Raw genomic sequence first — 18,533 nt, forward strand, 5'->3', positions numbered from 1 at the left:
TCCCGGCCGACTGGCAAATAGCTTGATGGTGGCTATATAACACAATCAATATAATTGAAAGATTTTATTTAGCACTATTCTAATTTTATCTGGTTCTGTATGGACGAAGAGTTTAATTTATTTATAGGTATATGCTTGTTATTGAGCGGGGAAATACTCAAATAGATGAACAAAATTCAGATTTTCTTCTCTTTCCGCGGCTGTTCTGCACCCGAGTGCAGTGGCCGTGGGCTACGCTTTTTTTCCAACCACTTACCCCCTTTATATGCACACACCTTTACAGTTTAACGGGCACACCACCACCCGGTGGCCCGGAACACCAACTCCGCAGCCGTGGGCTACACGGCTTCTGCTCCTGCTGGGCCTATGGCTGGCTGCCGCTACCGGCGCCTGGGCACAGGTATCCGGATATGGATTTGCTGCCTCGTCAGGCACGTATACGACTATTGAAGGCACAGCCGGAGCTACCAACGTAGCTGGTGTGCAGGTTGATACTGGCATTTCCGGGGCATTGCCCATTGGGTTTAGCTTCGTATTCGATGGTGTTACCTACACCGAGGTGCGAGCTTCCTCCAATGGCTTTCTGTCGTTCAACGCGGGAGCTGCCAGCCAAAGCACAAATAACCTGAACACGGTAGCCACCAGTAGCCGCCCACTGGTAGCACCGCTGTGGGACGACTTAGATGGGCGGGCTACCGTGGGTGGCGTAGCAAACAGTAGCAGAGCTATTTATAGCACGACGGGTACGGCGCCTAACCGGGTTTTTACCTTTGAATGGAAGAACTGGGAGTGGAACTGGAACTCTACTAACCCAGTCGTATCGTTTCAGGCAAAGCTCTATGAAGGTACCAACGTGGTGCAGTTTGTGTACCAGCCCGAATCGGGTGCGGTAGCATCTGGTTCGGCTTCGGCCGGGTTGTCAGGTATCAGCTCAGGTCAGTTCTTGTCCCTGAACAACCTTGGTGCCACTGCCACAGTCAGTTCCACTACCGAAACGACTACAATCAACGCCAAGCCGGTAGCCGGACAAACATACACCTTCACGCCGCCCAGCTGCGCTGCCCCATCCGGCATAGCCACCAACAGCGTGACCAGCACGTCGGCGAACGTAACGTTCACGGCCTCGGCTTCGGCCACGAGCTACACGGTGACCTACACGCCCGCCGGCGGCACGGCCACCACGGTTACGCCCGCTCCGACGGCATCACCGGTGGCCCTGACGGGTCTGACGCCGGGCACGGCCTATTCGGTGAGCATTGTCAGCAACTGCGCTGGCGGCTTGACCTCGTCGGCCGTTACCACCTCCTTCACCACCCTGAGCCCACCGCCCGCCAACGACAACTGCGCCGGTGCTATCAGCCTGACTTCAGATGAAACCTGCGCGCCTGTTACAGGCAGCACGCTGGGCGCTACCCGCTCACTGACCGGAACCTGCGCTGGTACTGATGACGATGATGTCTGGTACTCATTTGTCGCGACGAGCACGCAGCATACGGTGCGCGTAGTAGGGAACAGTAGCTTTGATGCTGTAATAGACGCGCGCTCCGGGAGTTGCGCCAGCAGCACAAATATTGGTTGTGTTGATGCCACAGCCAGCGGATCGGCAGAAACGCTTGTGCTCCCCGGCCTTACTGTAGGCGCAACTTACTACGTTCGGGTATACAATTACTCTTCTACGGCTCCTTCCACGGCTGCCAATGGCGGTTTTACCATCTGTATAACCAACCCGGCGAACGTTCCCTGCGCCCAGGTCACGAATGCAGCCGTAACGGCAGCATCCACCACCGGGCAACTGACCTTTACGGCTGCTACCGGCGCTACTAACTACACCCTTACGCTGGCTCCAACGGCAGGCGGCACAACTACCACCGCTACTCTGAGCAGCAGCCCGGTGAATTTAACCGGCCTGACGCCCAGCACTGCGTACACGGTCACCATCACTACGAACTGCTCCAATGGCGGAGTTTCTACGCCAGTCACCGTCAATTTCACAACGTTGGCTCCGCCTCCGGCCCCTGCCAACGATGAATGCGCGGGCGCTATTTCCTTGTCTTCCTCCACAACGTGCACCCCTACTGCGGGTTCCACGCTCGGAGCTACGGCCTCCACGGCCGCAGGCACGTGCGCAGGCACGGCCGATGATGACGTGTGGTACTCGTTCGTGGCTACCAACACCAGCCACACCATCCGGGTGGTAGGCGCCACCGGCTTTGATGCCGTCGTGAATCTGCGCTCCGGGGCCTGCCCCGGCGTGAACGTGGGCTCGTGCCAGGATGACAGCGGCGACGGCGGTACGGAAACTATTACCGCTACCGGTCTGACGGTAGGCGCCACCTATTACGTGCGTGTGTTTGATTACTACGCGGGCTCCGGCTCCGGTAATTTTACCATCTGCATTACCAACCCATCGTCCTGCACGGCTCCGACGGCTATTGCCACCAACAGCGTAACGCAGACCTCGGCCAACGTGACGTTTACGGCCTCGGCTTCGGCCACGAGCTACACCGTTACCTACACGCCCGCTGGCGGCACGGCCACCACGGTGAGCCCTAACCCCACGGCCTCACCTGTTGCCCTGACGGGCCTGACGCCCGGCACAGCCTATTCGGTGAGCATTGTCAGCAACTGCGCTGGTGGCCAGACCTCTTCGGCTGTTACCACCTCTTTCACCACGCTGAGCCCACCGCCCGCCAACGACGACTGCGCTACTGCTACGCCGATTAGCAGCATTGGGGTAGGTACTTGCGGCACGGCCGTGGCCGGCACTAACGTGGGTGCTACCGCCTCCACCGGCACGCCCGCTCCGGGCTGCGCTAGCTACCTGGGCGGCGACGTCTGGTATTCGTTGACGGTGCCTGCCAACGGCATTGTACAAGTGGAAACCAGTCAGGGCAGTGGCACCAGCATTTCAGATACGGGCTTGGCACTGTACTCGGGTAGCTGTGGCAGCCTCAGCCTGATTAGCTGTAACGATGACATTAGCAGTGGTACTAACAACTTCTCGCGTGTGCGGGCAACCGGCCTCACGCCGGGCTCGACCATCTACGCCCGCGTGTGGGAGTACAGCAATGACGCCTTTGGTACCTTCAGCATCTGCGCTCAGACCGATGCGCCATCCTGCACGGCTCCGACGGCTGTTGCTACTAACAGCGTAACGCAGACCTCGGCCAACGTGACGTTCACAGCCTCGGCTTCGGCCACGAGCTACACCGTTACCTACACGCCCGCTGGCGGCACGGCCACCACGGTTACGCCCGCTCCAACGGCTTCGCCTGTAGCCTTGACGGGCCTGACGCCGGGCACAGCCTATTCGGTGAGCATTGTCAGCAACTGCGCTGGCGGCTTGACCTCGTCGGCTGTTACCACCTCCTTCACTACGCTGGCGGCCGCTCCGCAGGATCTGACGGTAAGCAATCCGCAGAACGTGCAGGGTACCTACAATAACGTAACCATCACGAGCAGCGGTGTGGCTACCCTGACGGGCCCGCTGACAGTAAACGGTGTTCTGACGGTGCAGACTGGCGGTGTGCTGGTACAAAACTGCCAGACCATCAATGGCGCTGGCAGCTTCGTGCTGCAGGCTGGTGCTGAGCTGCGCATCTGCGACGTAGCTGGTATTGCTGCTACTGGTGCTACCGGCGCCGTGCAGGTAACTGGCACGCGCACGTTCAGCAACGATGCCAACTACGTGTACAACGGTACGGCTCCTCAGGCTTCCGGCCCCGGCCTGCCGGCGCGGGTACGCAACCTGACGGTGAACAACGCCACTGGTCTGCGCCTAAGTCAGGCGCTGAGTGTGGCTGAGGTAGTGCGCCTGACCAGCGGCAACCTGACGCTGAACAGCAATGCCCTGACGTTGCTTTCTAGCGCCGCCGGTACTGCTCTCGTGGATAACGCGGGTGGTGTGGTCACTGGCCAAGCTACCGTGCAGCGCTACATCGACCCAAGCCTGAACAGCGGCCTGGGCTACCGCCACTACTCGTCGCCGGTACAAAGCACTACGGTGGCTGATCTGACGACGGCTGGCTTCTCGCCAGTTGTGAACAGTGACTACAACGTTAGCGCTACGCCGCTGGCAGTTTCACCATTCCCAACGGTATTCAGCTACGAGCAAGCACGTGTGGCTACCAACAATGGCGCCGGCCTCACGCCCTTCGATAAGGGCTGGACTTCGCCGAACTCCACGGGTGAGCCGATGGCAGTAGGCCGTGGCTACACGGTGAATATTGCTGCTTCGGCACTGGTTGATTTCGTCGGTAGCCTCAACAGTGGCACCATCAGCACGCTGCCACTGGCCCGTGGTACGCAGGCCGATGCTGGCTGGCATCTGGTGGGCAACCCGTATCCGTCGCCCCTCGATTGGAGCACGGTGAGCATTCCGGCTGGTTTGAACGGTGCTATTTATGTGCACCAGAGCCCCAGCCAGTATGGCACCAACTACCGCAGCTACCAGAACGGTGTAGGCGGTAACCCGCTGATTGCTTCGTCGCAGGGCTTCTTCGTCCGGACCAGCACAGCAGGAGCTACTCCCACTCTGACGTTGACCAACGCCAACCGCGTAACGTCGTTTGCCCAGCAGGTGAGCTTCAACCGGGGCCCCGAAACACGGCCGCTGCTCCAACTGGCTGTGCGTAACACGGCTGGTACTTCTCTCGATGACACGTATGTGTACTTCGAGCAGGGAGCCACGGCTGGTATTGACGACCGGTACGATGCCTACAAGCTGCGCAACACGTCTTCCAATCTTTCTACGGTAGTAGGCAGCGAGGAAATGAGCATCAATGGCCTCGCTCCACTCACGGGAGCCGAAGTAGTGGTTCCGCTCAAGCTGAGTGTGCCACAGGCAGGTACCTACATCTTCCAGGTAGCTCAGTTGCTGAACTTTGGCACCGGTGCCGAGGTGTTCCTGCGCGATGCTCAATCGGGTACGCTACAGAGCCTGAGCCAGCAGCCGAACTATACGTTCACGCTGGGTTCAGCCTCCTCCGCTACCCGCTTCTCGCTGGTATTCCGCGGCACTACTGCTCTAGGCACCGGTGCTGGTTTGCTGGCAGCCCAGGTGGCGGTATTCCCGAACCCTGCTCATCACAGCTTCCAGCTGACGATGCCAGCAGTGGTAGGCGGCAAGTCGGTGAAAGCAACGCTGCTCAACAGCCTTGGTCAGATCATCACCGAGCGGACTCTGCCAGTTACCTCCACTGGAGTTCAGGCGCAGTTTGATGTGCAGAATCTGGCTCAGGGTGTTTACATCCTGCGTATGGAAACGGCCAGCGGCCCGGTTACCAAGCGCGTCACGGTAGAGTAAGTACTGCAATTGTTAGAAAGGGCCGGCTCCAATGCCGGAGCTGGCCTTTTTCTTTTCCTCATCTGACCTTCCTTATATGAAGTCTTCTCTTCTTCGTTACTTTCTTCCTGTAGCTCTGGTGCTGCTCACAACTGGTTTGGCTACTGCTCAGGGCCCTGGTTCCGGCGGCCCCGAGCCTGACCCACAACAGCCCACGGCGGTTCCTATTGATGGTGGCGCTTCACTACTACTAGCTGCCGGGGTAGGGCTGGGCTTAAAGAAGCTCCGCGACAAACGCCGCCGCTAAAGCAGGTAATTTCCGGACATTGTAGTAAAACGGCCTCGCCTTTTTGTTGGCGGGGCCGTTTGCTGTTTTGAGCCGGCTGGCTAAAGTGGGCCGGAAAACACTATTTTCGTTGTATGCCTGTTGCTGCTCCTTCAATGCCTACCCGCTCGCTCCGGCGCTTTCTGCTGCTGGCAGTTGGGTTATATCTGGTCTGGTTCTTTGGGTACGAGCAATGGCTTCGGCAGGATAACCGGCTTGATACCTTCCTTTCCATCAACATTGCTAAAGTGTCGACAGCCGCCTTGCAGCTGTTTGGCTTTCCGGCCAGCCTCGCCGCCAACAATCCGCAACTACTGCTGATTGAGCAGAAAATGGCCGTTTTTGTCGGAAACCCCTGCAATGGTCTTGTGCTGTATGTATTGTTTGCGGGTTTCGTGCTGGCTTATCCCGGGCCAGTACGGCGCAAGTTGTGGTTTATTCCGGCTGGTATTTTGGCTATCTACTTGCTGAATGTGGTACGCGTCGCTGCTCTGGCTCTCAACCACTATTACGCCCACCAATCCGTCGATTTCAACCATCATTACACCTTCACATTTGTAGTGTATGGCTGTATTTTTCTGCTCTGGATGCTTTGGGCGCGCCGGTTAGCAGTTTCCGGCGAACCAGAAGTTAGCATTAGTTAAGCAAAAAGCTATGGCTAATAGGATGCCTTCTGTCAAAGCAACACGAGGCTTCAGTAGGCTTGTACCTCGTGTTATGGCTGCTCTGGCTTTGGTTGCTGTGCTTTTCTGGGCCGGTGTCTACGATGAATCCGTGTTTGCGCTGCTCACCAACGCTTGGCGCAACCTGCTAGCAGCCTTAGGTGCTACGGATCAGCTAACGTCTATACAGCAAAATGTAAGCGGCGAAGTCACAAAGCGTAGTCTGCCAGTCGTGGCAACGTATGCCGTGGCCTACACCGGGGTGTGCCTGTTGTTGTTGCGGCTGCTGGTGCCGGCCGGCCGTATGCGACTCGTGTTCCTGCTCTATGTTGCTGTATTAGGATGCTGTGCGGTGCTGCTGGTAGCAGGCAAGCTGGCCGGCGACGTGCCCTGGCTCTACCAGCTTGGCCGTCACCTCATCGATTTTATCGTATCGCCGCTGCCCGTGCTGGTACTGGTGATACTGTTGCGTTGGTACGTCCCTGCCGCAAGTTCTCCAAATCAGGAGGTATAGCTCTACAACACGAAAAAGCCCCCTTTCCGCGAAGGGGGCTTTTTCGTGTTGTAGAGTCAGTAAATAATTTCACCCCTGAGCATTAGGCAGGAGCTTTTATCTTTAATGGGAGCGTTATAAGAACACATCCATCAGGCACCTTTTTTACCTCGCTTGTGCTATAGCCTAACGCCCTAATAACTGGCCGCAAAACCCTGATAACGGCTCAGTAATGCGTTATTGGATGACAATACGCTTGGCTACGCTGGTGGCGCCGGCTTGCAGATGCAGGGTATAAACGCCTGGTGCCAGACCAGTCGTCTCGATGGAGAACGAGGCACCGTTGGTGGAAATGACAACTGCCTGCTGGCGCACCACTTGGCCTAGGTTATTGAGCAATTCGATCTGCCCCAGTTTGACGCCGGACACAGCCGGTATATTCACTTGGAAGGCTCCGTGAGCCGGGTTAGGATAAATTGCGACTTGGGCTGATGTAAGGGCAGAAGCTGTGGCCAGTGTCCCGCGCGTAGCAAAATGCAAGATGAAACGCCCGGTGAGTGGAGTAGCGGCTTCGACAACACTCACGCCGAAAACATAGGCTGGCTGCTGGCTCAGGTTTGTAATTTGCCCTGTGGCCACGTCGGTTAGATAGGCGTCGAGGCCAGTGGGCAGGTTGCGCAGGGCAGCGGCGGTGAGGGTGTAATTTCCGGCTGCAGGTACGGCGACTGTCAGAGGTAGTGTGGTGGTAGCAGCGAAGGATGGGCGGCCGTCGATGGCCAAAAACTCGCCGGTAGCTGCTTGGCTTGTCACGTTCAGTCTGGAAGTATTTGGCAGTTTCACGGCGTCGTAGGCAGCGTCTGCCCCAGGTGTAGCCCCGGTTTCGGCATAGGCATAAAAAGTATCGGACAGGCCGGTAGAACTGCGCAATTCCAAGTGTGCCAAGGGGCGCAGGTCAACGGTGCTACGTTGGAAGGGTGTGTTGTTGTCAGGTGCAGTCAGGCGCTGGGTGTTGCGGAAGGTGAGTGTGCCTGCAGTCTGGCCCGCGCTAACCCGAGCAAAAAATCCTTGTGCCATGGGCAGCACGGGGTTGCCAATGCCATTCACATAGGAGCGGTACTGTCCGCCATATGCACTGCTGCTCTCAAATACATACATCGCAGCATCTAGGTTAGGCCGGTCGGCTGGGTCTACCAGACTCCAGTCAACCGGTGCCGGGTATGGGTTACCTAGCAAAGCCCAGCCGCCGGCAGTGGCACCAGCGCCACTGTTGCGAGCTAGTGCTACCGTCACTGGGCCGGTTTGCAAAGACCCTACGAAGTCAATGGTCTGGCTGGCATCAATGTTCACAGTGTAGCCGTGGCCAGGAAGCAGCGGGTCAGTGGCTGCAGGCGAAAACCAGCCTTGGTCGAAGGCAGCTAGATTGTTGGTTGCTGATGCCAGACGGTTTTGGTTGTAGCCAAACACCGTCGGGAAGGGAGTCACCGCATTTGGTGTGGCTGAGGTGTTGTATGCTTGGTTGGTTACTGGTGCGAAGCCATTCGTTGCTAAGTCGGCTACCGTAGTATTTTGTACTGGGGAGCTATAGTGGCGGTAACCCAACCCAGGATTGAGCGTGGAGGAAATGGCCCGCTGCACTGTCACGTTGCCGAGTACTGAGCCGCCGCTGTTCACTACCAGCGCCGTCTGTGCCGATGTTGACTCCAAGGTTAGTATATGGCCATTGGTGCTTAGGTTCCCGTCGAGCGTCAGCAGACCCTGCACCGTCACTGGGCTGCCCAGAGCCGCGCCGGCTGCACCAATACGCAGGTTCCAGAACCGGGTGCCGCTGCTGCCGCTTACGCCTTGGCCGAGGGCACCCGTAAATTCCACGGAGCCGCCAGCCGCGCTAAAAGTGCCGTTGTTGCTAAACTGGCCCTGTAAGTTCAGGGTTCCGGCGGTCAGGGTCAGGCTGGCGCCGGCGGCCAGAGTCAGGTTGCGAGCTAGGGCCGTGCCGCTAGCAATGACCGGGTAGCGCGGAGCGCCAGCGGGCACGGTTGCGTCCAGCGTGGCGGTGGGTACGCCTGCCGTCCAGTTGCCGGCTGCAAACCAGTCGGTTGAGGTTGTTCCTGTCCAGGTTGAGGCCACTGGCGGGGTGGCCGGATTGTAAATTCCGAAATAGAGAGTTGGTTTGCTACCGTCGCCTACGGCGGTGAAGTTTCCTCCGGCGTATACTTGGCCGCTACTATTGGTAGTCAGGTCGAACACAAGCGCATTGAGGCCGGTGCCAAGCGTGCTCCAAGTGGTGCCATCCCACTTGGCAATGCGGCTGGCGCTAGTGCCGCCGGCGGTGGTGAAGTCGCCTCCGGCATACAGGTTGTTGCGGCTGTCCACGGCCAGGCCCCAGATGAAAGCATTCGTGCCGGAACCTACACTGCTCCAAGCGGTGCCATTCCATTGAGCAATGTAGCTGGCGGCGGTGCCGCCCGCGCTGGTGAAGCTGCCGCCGGCGTAGAGCGTGCCGTTGCCGTCCACGGCCAAGGCAGTCACCCCAGCTTGAAACTGCGTGGCGGGGCTGAAGATTACTCCTGTGCCGAGGGCGCTCCAGGCGGTGCCGTTCCATTTGGCAATGCCATTGGTACCAACTCCGCCGGCCGTGGTGAAATAGCCACCGGCATATAGTTGCCCACCACCATCCACCACCAAGGCCTCAACGCCCCCATTCATGCCGGTGCCCAAACTGCTCCAGGCCGTGCCGTTCCACTTGGCGATGCGGCTGGCACTTATCCCCCCAGCAGCAGTGAACTCGCCTCCCGCGTACACATTGCCGCTGCCGTCCACTGCTACAGTCGCCACGTTGCTGTTTAGGCCGGTGCCGAGCGTGCTCCAGGTGGTGCCATCCCACTTGGCAATGCGGCTGGCGCTCAGGCCCCCGGCGATAGTAAAGCCTCCCCCGGCATATACGTTACCGCTGCCATCCACCGCCAGGGCATTCACGTTGGCGTTCAGGCCCGTGCCAAGGGCGCTCCAGGTGGTGCCATTCCATTTGGCAATAAAGTTAGCCGATATGCTGCCGGCGGTGGTAAAGTCTCCGCCTACGTACACATTGCCGGCGCCGTCCAGGGCCACAGCCCGCACGCGCGCCCCCATTCCTTCACCCGCCACGCCGCTGTTCAGTGCGCTCCAGGCGCTGCCGTTCCACTTAGCCAAGCGGCGCGCATTTAGGCCTCCGGCCGCCATGAATACTCCCCCAGCGTATAGGTTTCCGCTGCCGTCCAGCGCCAACGCCCAAACAATGTCATTCAGGCCTGGACCCAGACTGCTCCAGGTAGTGCCGTTCCATCTGGCGACGCGGTTGGCGCTGACGCCCCCGGCCGTGGTAAAAAATCCACCAGCATACACATTGCCGCTGCCATCCACTGCCAAGGCATTAACTTGTGAATTCGGACCCGCTCCCAGACTGCTCCAGGCGGTGCCGTTCCATTTGGCCATATTGTTGGCCGCCACACCGCTTATTGTCTGAAAGTTCCCCCCGGCGTAGAGGTTGCCTGCGTTGTCTGTTTTTAAAGCGTAGACCGGGCCATTATAGCCAAAAATGGCGCTATCGAAGCTGATGTCATTCCAAGTGCTGCCATTCCATCGGGATATATTGTAGTCGTAGAACTGCACAAAGTTGTAAGCACAGGAAGCGTATACGTTGCCATTGCCATCGACCGCCAGCGCTAAAACATCAGTAGAATAAGCGCCGTAGGACTTTGGAGGGCCGCCCAGGCTGCTCCAGGCGGTGCCGTTCCATTTGGCAATGCCACTGGCACCAACTCCGCCGGCGGTGGTAAAATAGCCGCCAGCGTACACGTTGCCGGCGGCATCCAGGGCTAGGGCCTGCACCACACTATTCAGTCCGGTGCCTAGGCTACTCCAAGCGGTGCCGTTCCACCGCGCAATACGGCTGGCGCTGATGCCGCCGGCCGTGGTGAAGTTTCCCCCGGCGTATACGTTACCGTTGCCGTCTACTGCCAGCGCGTAAACGGCTCCATTCAGGCCTGTGCCCAGGCTGCTCCAGGTGGTGCCGTCCCATTTAGCCAGGTAGTTGGCACTGACATTGCCAACATTTCGAAACATCCCGCCAATATAAACGTCGCCGTTGGGCGCCACTACCGTCGTCCGCACTTCCGCATCGGGGCCAAGGCTGGGGCCAAACGCATCCTGCCAATTCTGGTCGCCCGCGCCGGCCGTGCCCAGGGTCCGGAACAAGGGCTTGCCATCGGGCGCGGTTTGCAGCCGGTAGCCTGCCGCGTTGAACGAGCCAGTTGCGCCCGGTCGCAACGTGCCCTCGAGGGTGAGAACCTCAGCCAATGACCGGCCGCCGGCCGGAGTAGGAGAGGGACGTAGCGGTGGGGTAGTGGCCCAAGCCCGACCAACCAACAGCACCATGCTGAGCAGGATTATTAGTTGGCCGACAGCTCGTAAGGAAGGAAGGCTACAGATAGCCGAAACAGTAGAATTATGCATAGAGGGCAGGAAGCATGGGATGAAAAATAGCCAACCGTGGTACAGGTCAGCACCTATGACCGAAACTTGATTAAGTACTCACAATATAGGGCATCCGATGCAAGCAGCTAACGGTATAGTGCCAACGCATGATGGCAGAATTGGCTACTGTGCCAAATAGGTCGCAATTAGGGGCGGAGCAACTTCCAGCTCTTGCTGGGAAAAGCTAGTAAAACTAAAAAAATGACTGCTTCTACCATGGTTAACTTTCTAAAATCCAGGTCAATAGTGTGCTTGATTGCGCTCCTCAAATCGTACACCTTATTCGTGACCGGTTATACTCAGTGACAGTAAGCTGAAGATGAAAAAGCCTCCTTTCCGCGAAGGAAAGGAGGCTTTTCGATTGTACCAGAGACGGGACTCGAACCCGTACGTCCGTGAAGACAAGGGATTTTAAGTCCCTCGTGGCTACCATTACACCACTCTGGCAGGAATTTTATGCTAGCAATAGCCGGAAAGCAAGTTGAGCAAATAACTCTGAATTCCTGCTCCAGCAGCAACTTTTAGCTGCATGATACTTACCATAAAACAAAAAAAGGATGCTTCCGAAGAAGCATCCTTTTGGAGCGGGAGACGAGGTTCGAACTCGCGACCTCGACCTTGGCAAGGTCGCGCTCTACCAACTGAGCTACTCTCGCTTTTGATCTTGGCGCCGTAGTGGCGTTTTGATGTGACAAAGGTACAACGTCTTTTCTTTCTGTCAAGACTTAGGCTGCAAAAAAGCGCAATATTCTCCTTGGTAACAGTGTTTTCGGCTCATTCTCAGAGAGAAAAATTTCATAGACAAGCTATGTGCAGGCCAAATCCCACGTGGTGCAGCTGGCTAAAACCGTTCCTCAGCCAGCTACGCAATTGGGTATAGGTTCTCGCTGGGTACCCATCACCAGTGTTACCTACCGCCCACGGCCAGCTTCAGCTCATTGAGCTTGAGCAGCGCTTCGATGGGAGTAAGGGTATTTACGTCCAACTTTTCTAGCAGCTCCCGGACTCGCTCCAGGGCCGGATCAGCAGGCTCGAACATGCTGAGCTGCAGACTAGGACGGGGGGCATTGTGTACGGCCGCTGCAGGTTGGGCCTTAGGGCCACGCCGGGCCGACTCGGCGTCTGGAGTTGCGGCGGATACAGCCGCGCCATTCATTGCCACTACCTTGCCGCCATCTGGTTCGGAATCCAGACCTGTTAGCACATCGTCAAATTCAGTCGGGGCATCCGCATCTATGCCAGCGGAGGTGCGCTCCTGCTCCAAGTGGTGCATGATTTCGTTGGCGCGCAAAACGACAGACGTAGGCATGCCAGCCATCCGTGCCACATGAATCCCGAACGAGTGCTCGGAGCCGCCTTCTCGCAGTTTGCGCAGGAACAGGATGCGTCCGTCGGCTTCTTTCACGGCCACGTTGTAGTTGCGCACCCGGGGGCAGTCGTCGGCTAGTTGGTTGAGCTCGTGGTAGTGAGTGGCAAAGAGGGTTTTGGCCCGCGCCCTGGGCGAATTATGCAGGTGCTCCACAATGGCCCAGGCAATGCTGATACCATCGTAAGTGCTGGTGCCCCGCCCAATTTCATCCATCAGCACCAGGCTCCGGTCCGAGAGGTTGTTGAGGATGCTGGCGGTTTCGGTCATTTCCACCATGAAAGTGCTTTCGCCCTTGCTCAGGTTATCGGAAGCGCCCACCCGGGTAAAAATCTTATCGATGACGCCAATGTGGGCCGCGTCGGCGGGCACGAAGGAGCCAATCTGGGCCAGCAGCACAATCAGGGCCGTCTGGCGCAACAGCGCCGACTTGCCGGCCATGTTCGGGCCGGTAATCACCACAATCTGCTGGTCGTCCTGGTCGAGGCAAATATCGTTGGGGATATATTGCTCACCGGGCGGCAACTGGCGTTCAATGACCGGGTGGCGGCCCGCCCGGATATCAAGCAGCGTGGAATCGTCAACGGTGGGCTTTACGTAGCGGTGCTGGCGGGCCGTAGCCGCAAACGAAGCCAGACAGTCGGCAACGCCAATGGCGCGGGCGTTCTGCTGAATCTGGGCTACATATTCGGCGGCAAACAGCACCAACTCATTGTAGATGTTCTGCTCGATGACGAACAGGCGTTCCTCGGCGTGCAGAATTTTCTCCTCGTATACTTTCAGCTCTTCCGTGATATAGCGCTCCGCATTCACCAGCGTCTGCTTCCGAATCCAGGAGGCAGGCACTTTGTCTTTGTGCGAGTTCGTCACTTCCAGATAATAGCCAAACACCTTGTTGTAAGCCACTTTCAGCGACGAAATGCCGGTTTCCTGGATGGCACGTTGCTGCAGTTGAAACAGGTAGTCCTTGCCCGAAAAAGCCATGGCCCGCAGCTCATCCAGCTCTTTATCCACGCCATCGTTCAGCACGCCGCCCTGGTTGGTCAGGACGGGCGCATCTGCCTTGATTTTCGCCTGGATTTCGTCGCGCAGAGTAGCACAGGGATTCAGCTGATCGGCCAGCTTCTGCAGGGCCCGAATGCCCGAGCCGGCCAGCTCCGTGCGGATAGGGCCAATGGCTTCTAGGGCGCGGGCCAGCTGTGTCAGTTCGCGTGGGTTGATACGGCGTACCGCCACCTTGGAAATCAGCCGCTCCAGGTCGTTGATCTGGCGCAGGTGCTGCAGAATATTCTCCAGTAGCTCCGGCGTCTGAAGTAACGCTTCCACGGTTTCGAGGCGACGCTGAATCTGGGCGGGCTCTTTCAGGGGCAGTACTACCCATTTGCGCAGCAGCCGCGCCCCCATAGGCGTTACAGTCTGGTCTAGGATGTCAATCAGCGGGACACCACCAGGGTGCTGGGCCTGTACCAGCTCCAAGTTGCGCACCGTAAACCGGTCGAGCCACACGTACTTATCCTCCTCCAGCCGCCCAATGCTGCCGATGTGTCCCACGTCGGTGTGCTTGGTTTCGGCGAGGTAGTGGAGGATACAGCCGGCCGCTGTAATGCCTTCGCGCAGCCCGTCAATACCGAAGCCTTTGAGGGACGTGGTATTGAAGTGGCGCGTAAGCGTGTCGTGGCCATAGTCGAAGCCGAATACCCACTCATCTAGTGCAAAGTGGCAGTAATCAGGCCCGAAGTGGCTTTCAAACTCCTGGCGGCTTCTCTTGCAGAATAGCACTTCTGCCGGCTGGAAATTCTGCAGTAGCTTGCCCAAGTATTCGATAGTACCCTGGGCCACCAAAAACTCACCGGTGCTGATATCGAGAAACGAAATACCGGCTTCCTGCTTCCCGAAATGCACGGCGCAGAGGTAGTTGTTGGAGCGGCGGTCCAGCACATTGTCGTGCAGGCTCACGCCGGGCGTTACCAGTTCCGTAATGCCGCGCTTCACGAGGCCCTTAGCCAGCTTGGGGTCCTCGAGCTGGTCGCAGATGGCCACGCGCTGCCCGGCCCGTACCAGCTTGGGCAAGTAGTTGTCGAGGGCATGATGGGGAAAGCCGGCTAAGGGCGTTTCGGAGGCCGTGCCCGCTCCACGTTTCGTGAGGGTGATATCCAGAATGCGCGAGGCCGTCACGGCATCCTCACCGAAGGTTTCGTAGAAGTCGCCGACGCGAAACAGGAGCACTGCGCCGGGGTGAGCCTGCTTCAGCTCGTAATACTGGCGCATCAGCGGCGTATCGACCACGGGAGCGGGACCGAGTGTGCCGTGCGTGCGGATGGGCTTTTTGTTGGGGTCGGCGACTTTGGGCATGGAAATGTGGCGTAAGCTTTAGCTTGCGCCCGTCAGAACATTCGTTTACTAAAAATAGCTCGGCCTACGGTGCCTTTTTCAGGGCTGCCGTGGTGCCGGCTGAAGCTCCCGCTGCATGCGCAAACTTTCGATGGAAGAACTGAACCGGCTGACGGTGGCAGACTTCAAAAATACGCGAAAATTCCCCCTCACCCTAGTGCTCGACAACGTGCGCAGCCTGCACAACGTGGGCGCTGCATTCCGCACCGCCGACGCGTTTGCCATTGAAAAGATCTGGCTCTGCGGTATTACGGGCCGCCCACCGCAGCGCGAAATCACCAAAACGGCGCTGGGCTCCACTGAGTCGGTAGCGTGGGAATATGCGCCTACCACGCTGCAGGCGCTGCACCAGTTGCGAGCCGCCGGCTATGTGCTGGTGGCGGTGGAGCAAACAACCGGCAGCCAGCTGCTGCCCGCGTTTCAGCCGGATCCGGCCCGGCGCTATGCGTTGGTAATGGGCAATGAGGTATTTGGCGTGGAGGATGAGGTGCTGGCACTCTGCGACGCAGCTGTAGAAATACCGCAGTTCGGTACCAAGCACAGCCTGAATGTGAGCGTAGCGGCAGGCGTAGTGCTGTGGGATTTCATGACTAAAATGGGGTGGTCGAACATGCAATAAGCCAGATGCTTAGCCTTGTTTTAGGGGGCTGTTTGGCTTCTGTAAAACAAGTGACAGTATTGCCTGTCGCGGCTATCTGAAATTCCCGATTTCCTACGTAGATTTGAGACGAGACACCTGCTGGCAGGTGTAGTTTGAACCTAACGACTTTTCCAATTTCCCATTTTTACTTTCCTAACCGGATGAAATCAACTTTTACAATGCCAGGCAGCCGGGCGCTGTTGCTGGCGGCTATGCTGGCGGTGCCCGGCTTGGCTGCTGCCCAGCAGGCGCCTGTGACCCAGGCGCTGTCGGCTCTAACGAGCAAGGCAGTACGCCAGGGGCTGAGCGAGCAGGACATGGCCAGCCCGGCCATCACCAGCCAGTATACTGATGCCAGCACTGGCCTGACGCACGTATATCTGCGCCAGCGTCACCAGGGCATTGAAATTCATGGAGCAGTAGCTAACGTACACGTGGCCAGCAATGGCCGTGTGGTAGTGTTGCACCACAATTTTGTGTCTGGTGTGGCGGCTAAAGTACGTTCTACTACGCCTTCACTCACGCCTGCACAAGCCGTAGCTGCTGCGGCCCGGGCCCTGAATATGCCTGCGCCCCGCTCCCTGAGCGTGGAGCAGGAAGGCCGTCCGGCCGAAGGCATGGTTTTCAACGATGGTGGCATTTCGCTGGATAAGATTCCGGTGAAGCTGATGTACCAGATCAAAGCCAACGGCGAGCTTGCGCTGGCCTGGGACGTGACGCTGGCTCCGCAGGATGCCATGCACCACTGGAATGTGCGCGTAGATGCACAGAGCGGCCTGCTGCTCGACAAAACTGACTACACTGTTTCGGAGCCCGTATCGTTTGCTGAAATGACCCAGCAGGCGATGGCGTCGCGCGGCTGGCAGCAGGTGCTGGCTACGCCCGCTACGGCCAACCGTGTGAACGTGCCCAACTCCTACAACGTGTTGCCTCTCTCGATTGAGAGCCCCAGCCACGGTGCTCGTCAGTTGGTAGTAGACCCTGCCGATCTGACGGTTTCGCCCTTCGGCTGGCACGATGTGAACGGCATAGCCGGCGCTGACTCCACCAACACGAAAGGCAACAACGTGTATGCCTATTTGGATCGTAACGGTGTAAACGGATTCCGCAAAGGTGCCAGCCCTGACGGTGGCCCTACGCAGATCTTTGACTTCCCCTTCGCCACTTCGGCGCAGCCTGAAATCAACAAAGACGCCGCCGTAACCAACCTGTTCTACTGGAACAACGTGATGCACGATGTGATGGCCAGCAAGGGCTTCACGGAAGCAGCCGGCAACTTCCAGGTTAAGAACTACACCACTACCAACGGTACAGCTACACCCGGCGGCAACGACCCGGTGCGGGCAGAAGCACAAGATGGTGCTTCCCTGGCAACGCCTAACCTGAACAACGCTAACTTCTCGACTCCAATTGACGGCTCGGCTCCACGGATGCAGATGTTCGAATGGTCGGGCGTTACTTCTGTGACCGTGACGGCTCCGGCTTCTGTGGCTGGCCCACTGTCGGCGCAGGAAAGCGCGCAAGGCCGTTCTCTGTCTGTGGTTGGCCCTATCACGGGTACGCTGGTTCCGGTGAATGATGGTTCGCCTCAGCCTATGCGGGGTTGCAACGTGCCATTCGTAAACGCGGCAGCTGTCAATGGAAACATTGCCTTCATCCGTCGTGGCAAGTGCAACTTCTCAGCTAAGATCAAGAATGCCCAGGATGCCGGCGCCCGCCTTGTGGTGGTAATGGACAGCATCGTGGGTTCGACGGCCCTCGTGACGATGGCTGGCACGGCTCCCGATTCCATCGGTATCCGGATTCCTTCGCTGTTTATCAACTACGTGGACGGCTCCCGTCTGCTGGCGGCCATCACGGCTGGCCAGACCGTAACGCTCACGGCTGGCACTACGCCTCGCCGCGACGGTGACTTCGACAACGGTATCATCTCGCACGAGTATGGCCACGGTATTTCTACCCGCCTCACTGGCGGCCGCCTGAACTCAAGCTGCCTGCCCAACACCACCGGTTACGAAACCATGGGTGAAGGCTGGAGCGACTTCTTCGGCTTGTGGATGACGACCAAGCCCGGCGACGTAGGTACTACGCCCCGCGGTATCGGAACGTACGCCGTTTCGGAGCCGGTTGCCGGCGCAGGTATCCGCACGCAGCCGTATACCACCAACATGCAGATCAGCGACCTGACCTACGATAATCTGGGCACTCCTGGCTACACCGAAACGCACTCCGTAGGTGAAATCTGGTGCACGGCGCTGTGGGATATGAACTGGGCCATGATTGCGCGCCACGGCTACAACGCCAACCTCAAGGCGCTGACCGGCGGCAACAACATGACGCTGCGCTTGGTGCTGGAAGGCATGAAGCTGCAGCCCTGCACACCTGGCATGCTGGACGGCCGCAACGCCATCCTGAAGGCCGACTCGCTGCTCTATGGCGGCTCGAACTCGGACATCATCTGGCGTGCCTTCGCTCGTCGGGGTATGGGCTTCGATGCAATCCAGGGTCTGGCTACCAGCGTAACCGACAACTTCGCCGGTTTCGCGCTGCCTACTACGCTCAGCACCAACAAGCAGCTCAACGAGCAAATGCTGGAAGTATATCCTAACCCCGCTCGTGACCAGGTATTGGTTCGCACGCAGGTGAGCAGCAAATCGGCCGTATCGGTAGAGTTGCTGACCATGATGGGGCAGGTAGTACGCACGATGTCGGTACCGGCTTCTACTATCCAGCAAGCTGGCGTGAAGCTGAACACGGCCGAATTGGCTAACGGTGTGTATGTAGTACGCCTGACTACTTCGGAAGGCACTATCACCAAGAAAGTAGCGGTGCAGCACTAAGCCAGCTGGCTTTCTGTTGCTAC

8 protein-coding genes and 2 tRNA genes are annotated in these 18,533 nt (G+C 58.2%); 6 read left to right on the forward strand and 4 right to left on the reverse strand.

Annotated features, from left to right (window positions below; genetic code table 11):
- Nucleotides 1–265 precede the first annotated feature (265 nt).
- The 4 genes from H4317_RS02545 (at nucleotide 266) to H4317_RS02560 (ending at nucleotide 6,785) form a co-directional block, all read left to right on the forward strand.
- Entirely contained in the window at nucleotides 266–5,305 is a 5,040-nt protein-coding gene (locus H4317_RS02545) for a beta strand repeat-containing protein (protein ID WP_185888630.1), read from the forward strand.
- Nucleotides 5,306–5,381: 76 nt separating this feature from the next.
- Nucleotides 5,382–5,591: a PID-CTERM protein-sorting domain-containing protein gene (locus H4317_RS02550; RefSeq protein WP_185888631.1), complete on the forward strand. Its 210-nt coding sequence runs from the start codon at nucleotides 5,382–5,384 to the stop codon at nucleotides 5,589–5,591.
- Between the two features lie 113 nt (nucleotides 5,592–5,704).
- Complete coding sequence (xrtX, locus tag H4317_RS02555; protein ID WP_185888632.1) at nucleotides 5,705–6,253, forward strand: exosortase X; 549 nt, start codon at nucleotides 5,705–5,707, stop codon at nucleotides 6,251–6,253.
- 73 nt (nucleotides 6,254–6,326) lie between these two features.
- Nucleotides 6,327–6,785, forward strand: coding sequence for an XrtX-associated membrane protein (locus H4317_RS02560; RefSeq protein WP_185888633.1), 459 nt, complete (start codon nucleotides 6,327–6,329; stop codon nucleotides 6,783–6,785).
- A 216-nt stretch (nucleotides 6,786–7,001) separates the two neighbouring features.
- Here H4317_RS02560 and H4317_RS02565 read toward each other — a convergent pair whose 3' ends face one another.
- From H4317_RS02565 to mutS, 4 genes are all read right to left on the reverse strand, one after another.
- The gene (locus H4317_RS02565; RefSeq protein ID WP_185888634.1) at nucleotides 7,002–11,252 is read right to left on the reverse strand and encodes a DUF8693 domain-containing protein; all 4,251 of its coding nucleotides are present in this window, start codon (nucleotides 11,250–11,252) and stop codon (nucleotides 7,002–7,004) included.
- 385 nt (nucleotides 11,253–11,637) lie between these two features.
- A tRNA-Leu gene (locus H4317_RS02570) sits at nucleotides 11,638–11,720 on the reverse strand.
- Between the two features lie 133 nt (nucleotides 11,721–11,853).
- Nucleotides 11,854–11,929: transfer RNA gene (locus tag H4317_RS02575), tRNA-Gly, on the reverse strand.
- Nucleotides 11,930–12,180: 251 nt separating this feature from the next.
- Nucleotides 12,181–14,907 carry a DNA mismatch repair protein MutS gene (gene mutS / locus H4317_RS02580; RefSeq protein ID WP_260625877.1) on the reverse strand — a complete coding sequence of 909 codons (2,727 nt, stop codon included), beginning with the start codon at nucleotides 14,905–14,907 and terminating at the stop codon, nucleotides 12,181–12,183.
- Nucleotides 14,908–15,106: 199 nt separating this feature from the next.
- Between mutS and H4317_RS02585 the strand changes: the two genes are divergently transcribed.
- Together H4317_RS02585 and H4317_RS02590 are read left to right on the forward strand one after the other, a co-directional pair.
- Nucleotides 15,107–15,649, forward strand: coding sequence for an RNA methyltransferase (locus tag H4317_RS02585; protein WP_185888636.1), 543 nt, complete (start codon nucleotides 15,107–15,109; stop codon nucleotides 15,647–15,649).
- Between the two features lie 182 nt (nucleotides 15,650–15,831).
- Nucleotides 15,832–18,510, forward strand: coding sequence for a T9SS-dependent M36 family metallopeptidase (locus tag H4317_RS02590; protein WP_185888637.1), 2,679 nt, complete (start codon nucleotides 15,832–15,834; stop codon nucleotides 18,508–18,510).
- Nucleotides 18,511–18,533 lie beyond the last annotated feature (23 nt).

This window comes from Hymenobacter sediminicola (assembly GCF_014250515.1).
GTDB lineage: Bacteria > Bacteroidota > Bacteroidia > Cytophagales > Hymenobacteraceae > Hymenobacter > Hymenobacter sediminicola.

What these genes read in the sequence shown, in the direction of transcription:
- H4317_RS02550 (WP_185888631.1), top strand. Translation starts at nt 5,382, where the DNA reads ATGAAGTCTTCTCTTCTTCGTTACTTTCTTCCTGTAGCTCTGGTGCTG.
- xrtX (WP_185888632.1), top strand. Translation starts at nt 5,705, where the DNA reads ATGCCTGTTGCTGCTCCTTCAATGCCTACCCGCTCGCTCCGGCGCTTT.
- H4317_RS02590 (WP_185888637.1), top strand. Translation starts at nt 15,832, where the DNA reads ATGAAATCAACTTTTACAATGCCAGGCAGCCGGGCGCTGTTGCTGGCG.
- H4317_RS02545 (WP_185888630.1), top strand. Translation starts at nt 266, where the DNA reads ATGCACACACCTTTACAGTTTAACGGGCACACCACCACCCGGTGGCCC.
- mutS (WP_260625877.1), bottom strand. Translation starts at nt 14,907, where the DNA reads ATGCGCCAGTATTACGAGCTGAAGCAGGCTCACCCCGGCGCAGTGCTC.
- H4317_RS02585 (WP_185888636.1), top strand. Translation starts at nt 15,107, where the DNA reads ATGCGCAAACTTTCGATGGAAGAACTGAACCGGCTGACGGTGGCAGAC.
- H4317_RS02560 (WP_185888633.1), top strand. Translation starts at nt 6,327, where the DNA reads ATGGCTGCTCTGGCTTTGGTTGCTGTGCTTTTCTGGGCCGGTGTCTAC.
- H4317_RS02565 (WP_185888634.1), bottom strand. Translation starts at nt 11,252, where the DNA reads ATGCATAATTCTACTGTTTCGGCTATCTGTAGCCTTCCTTCCTTACGA.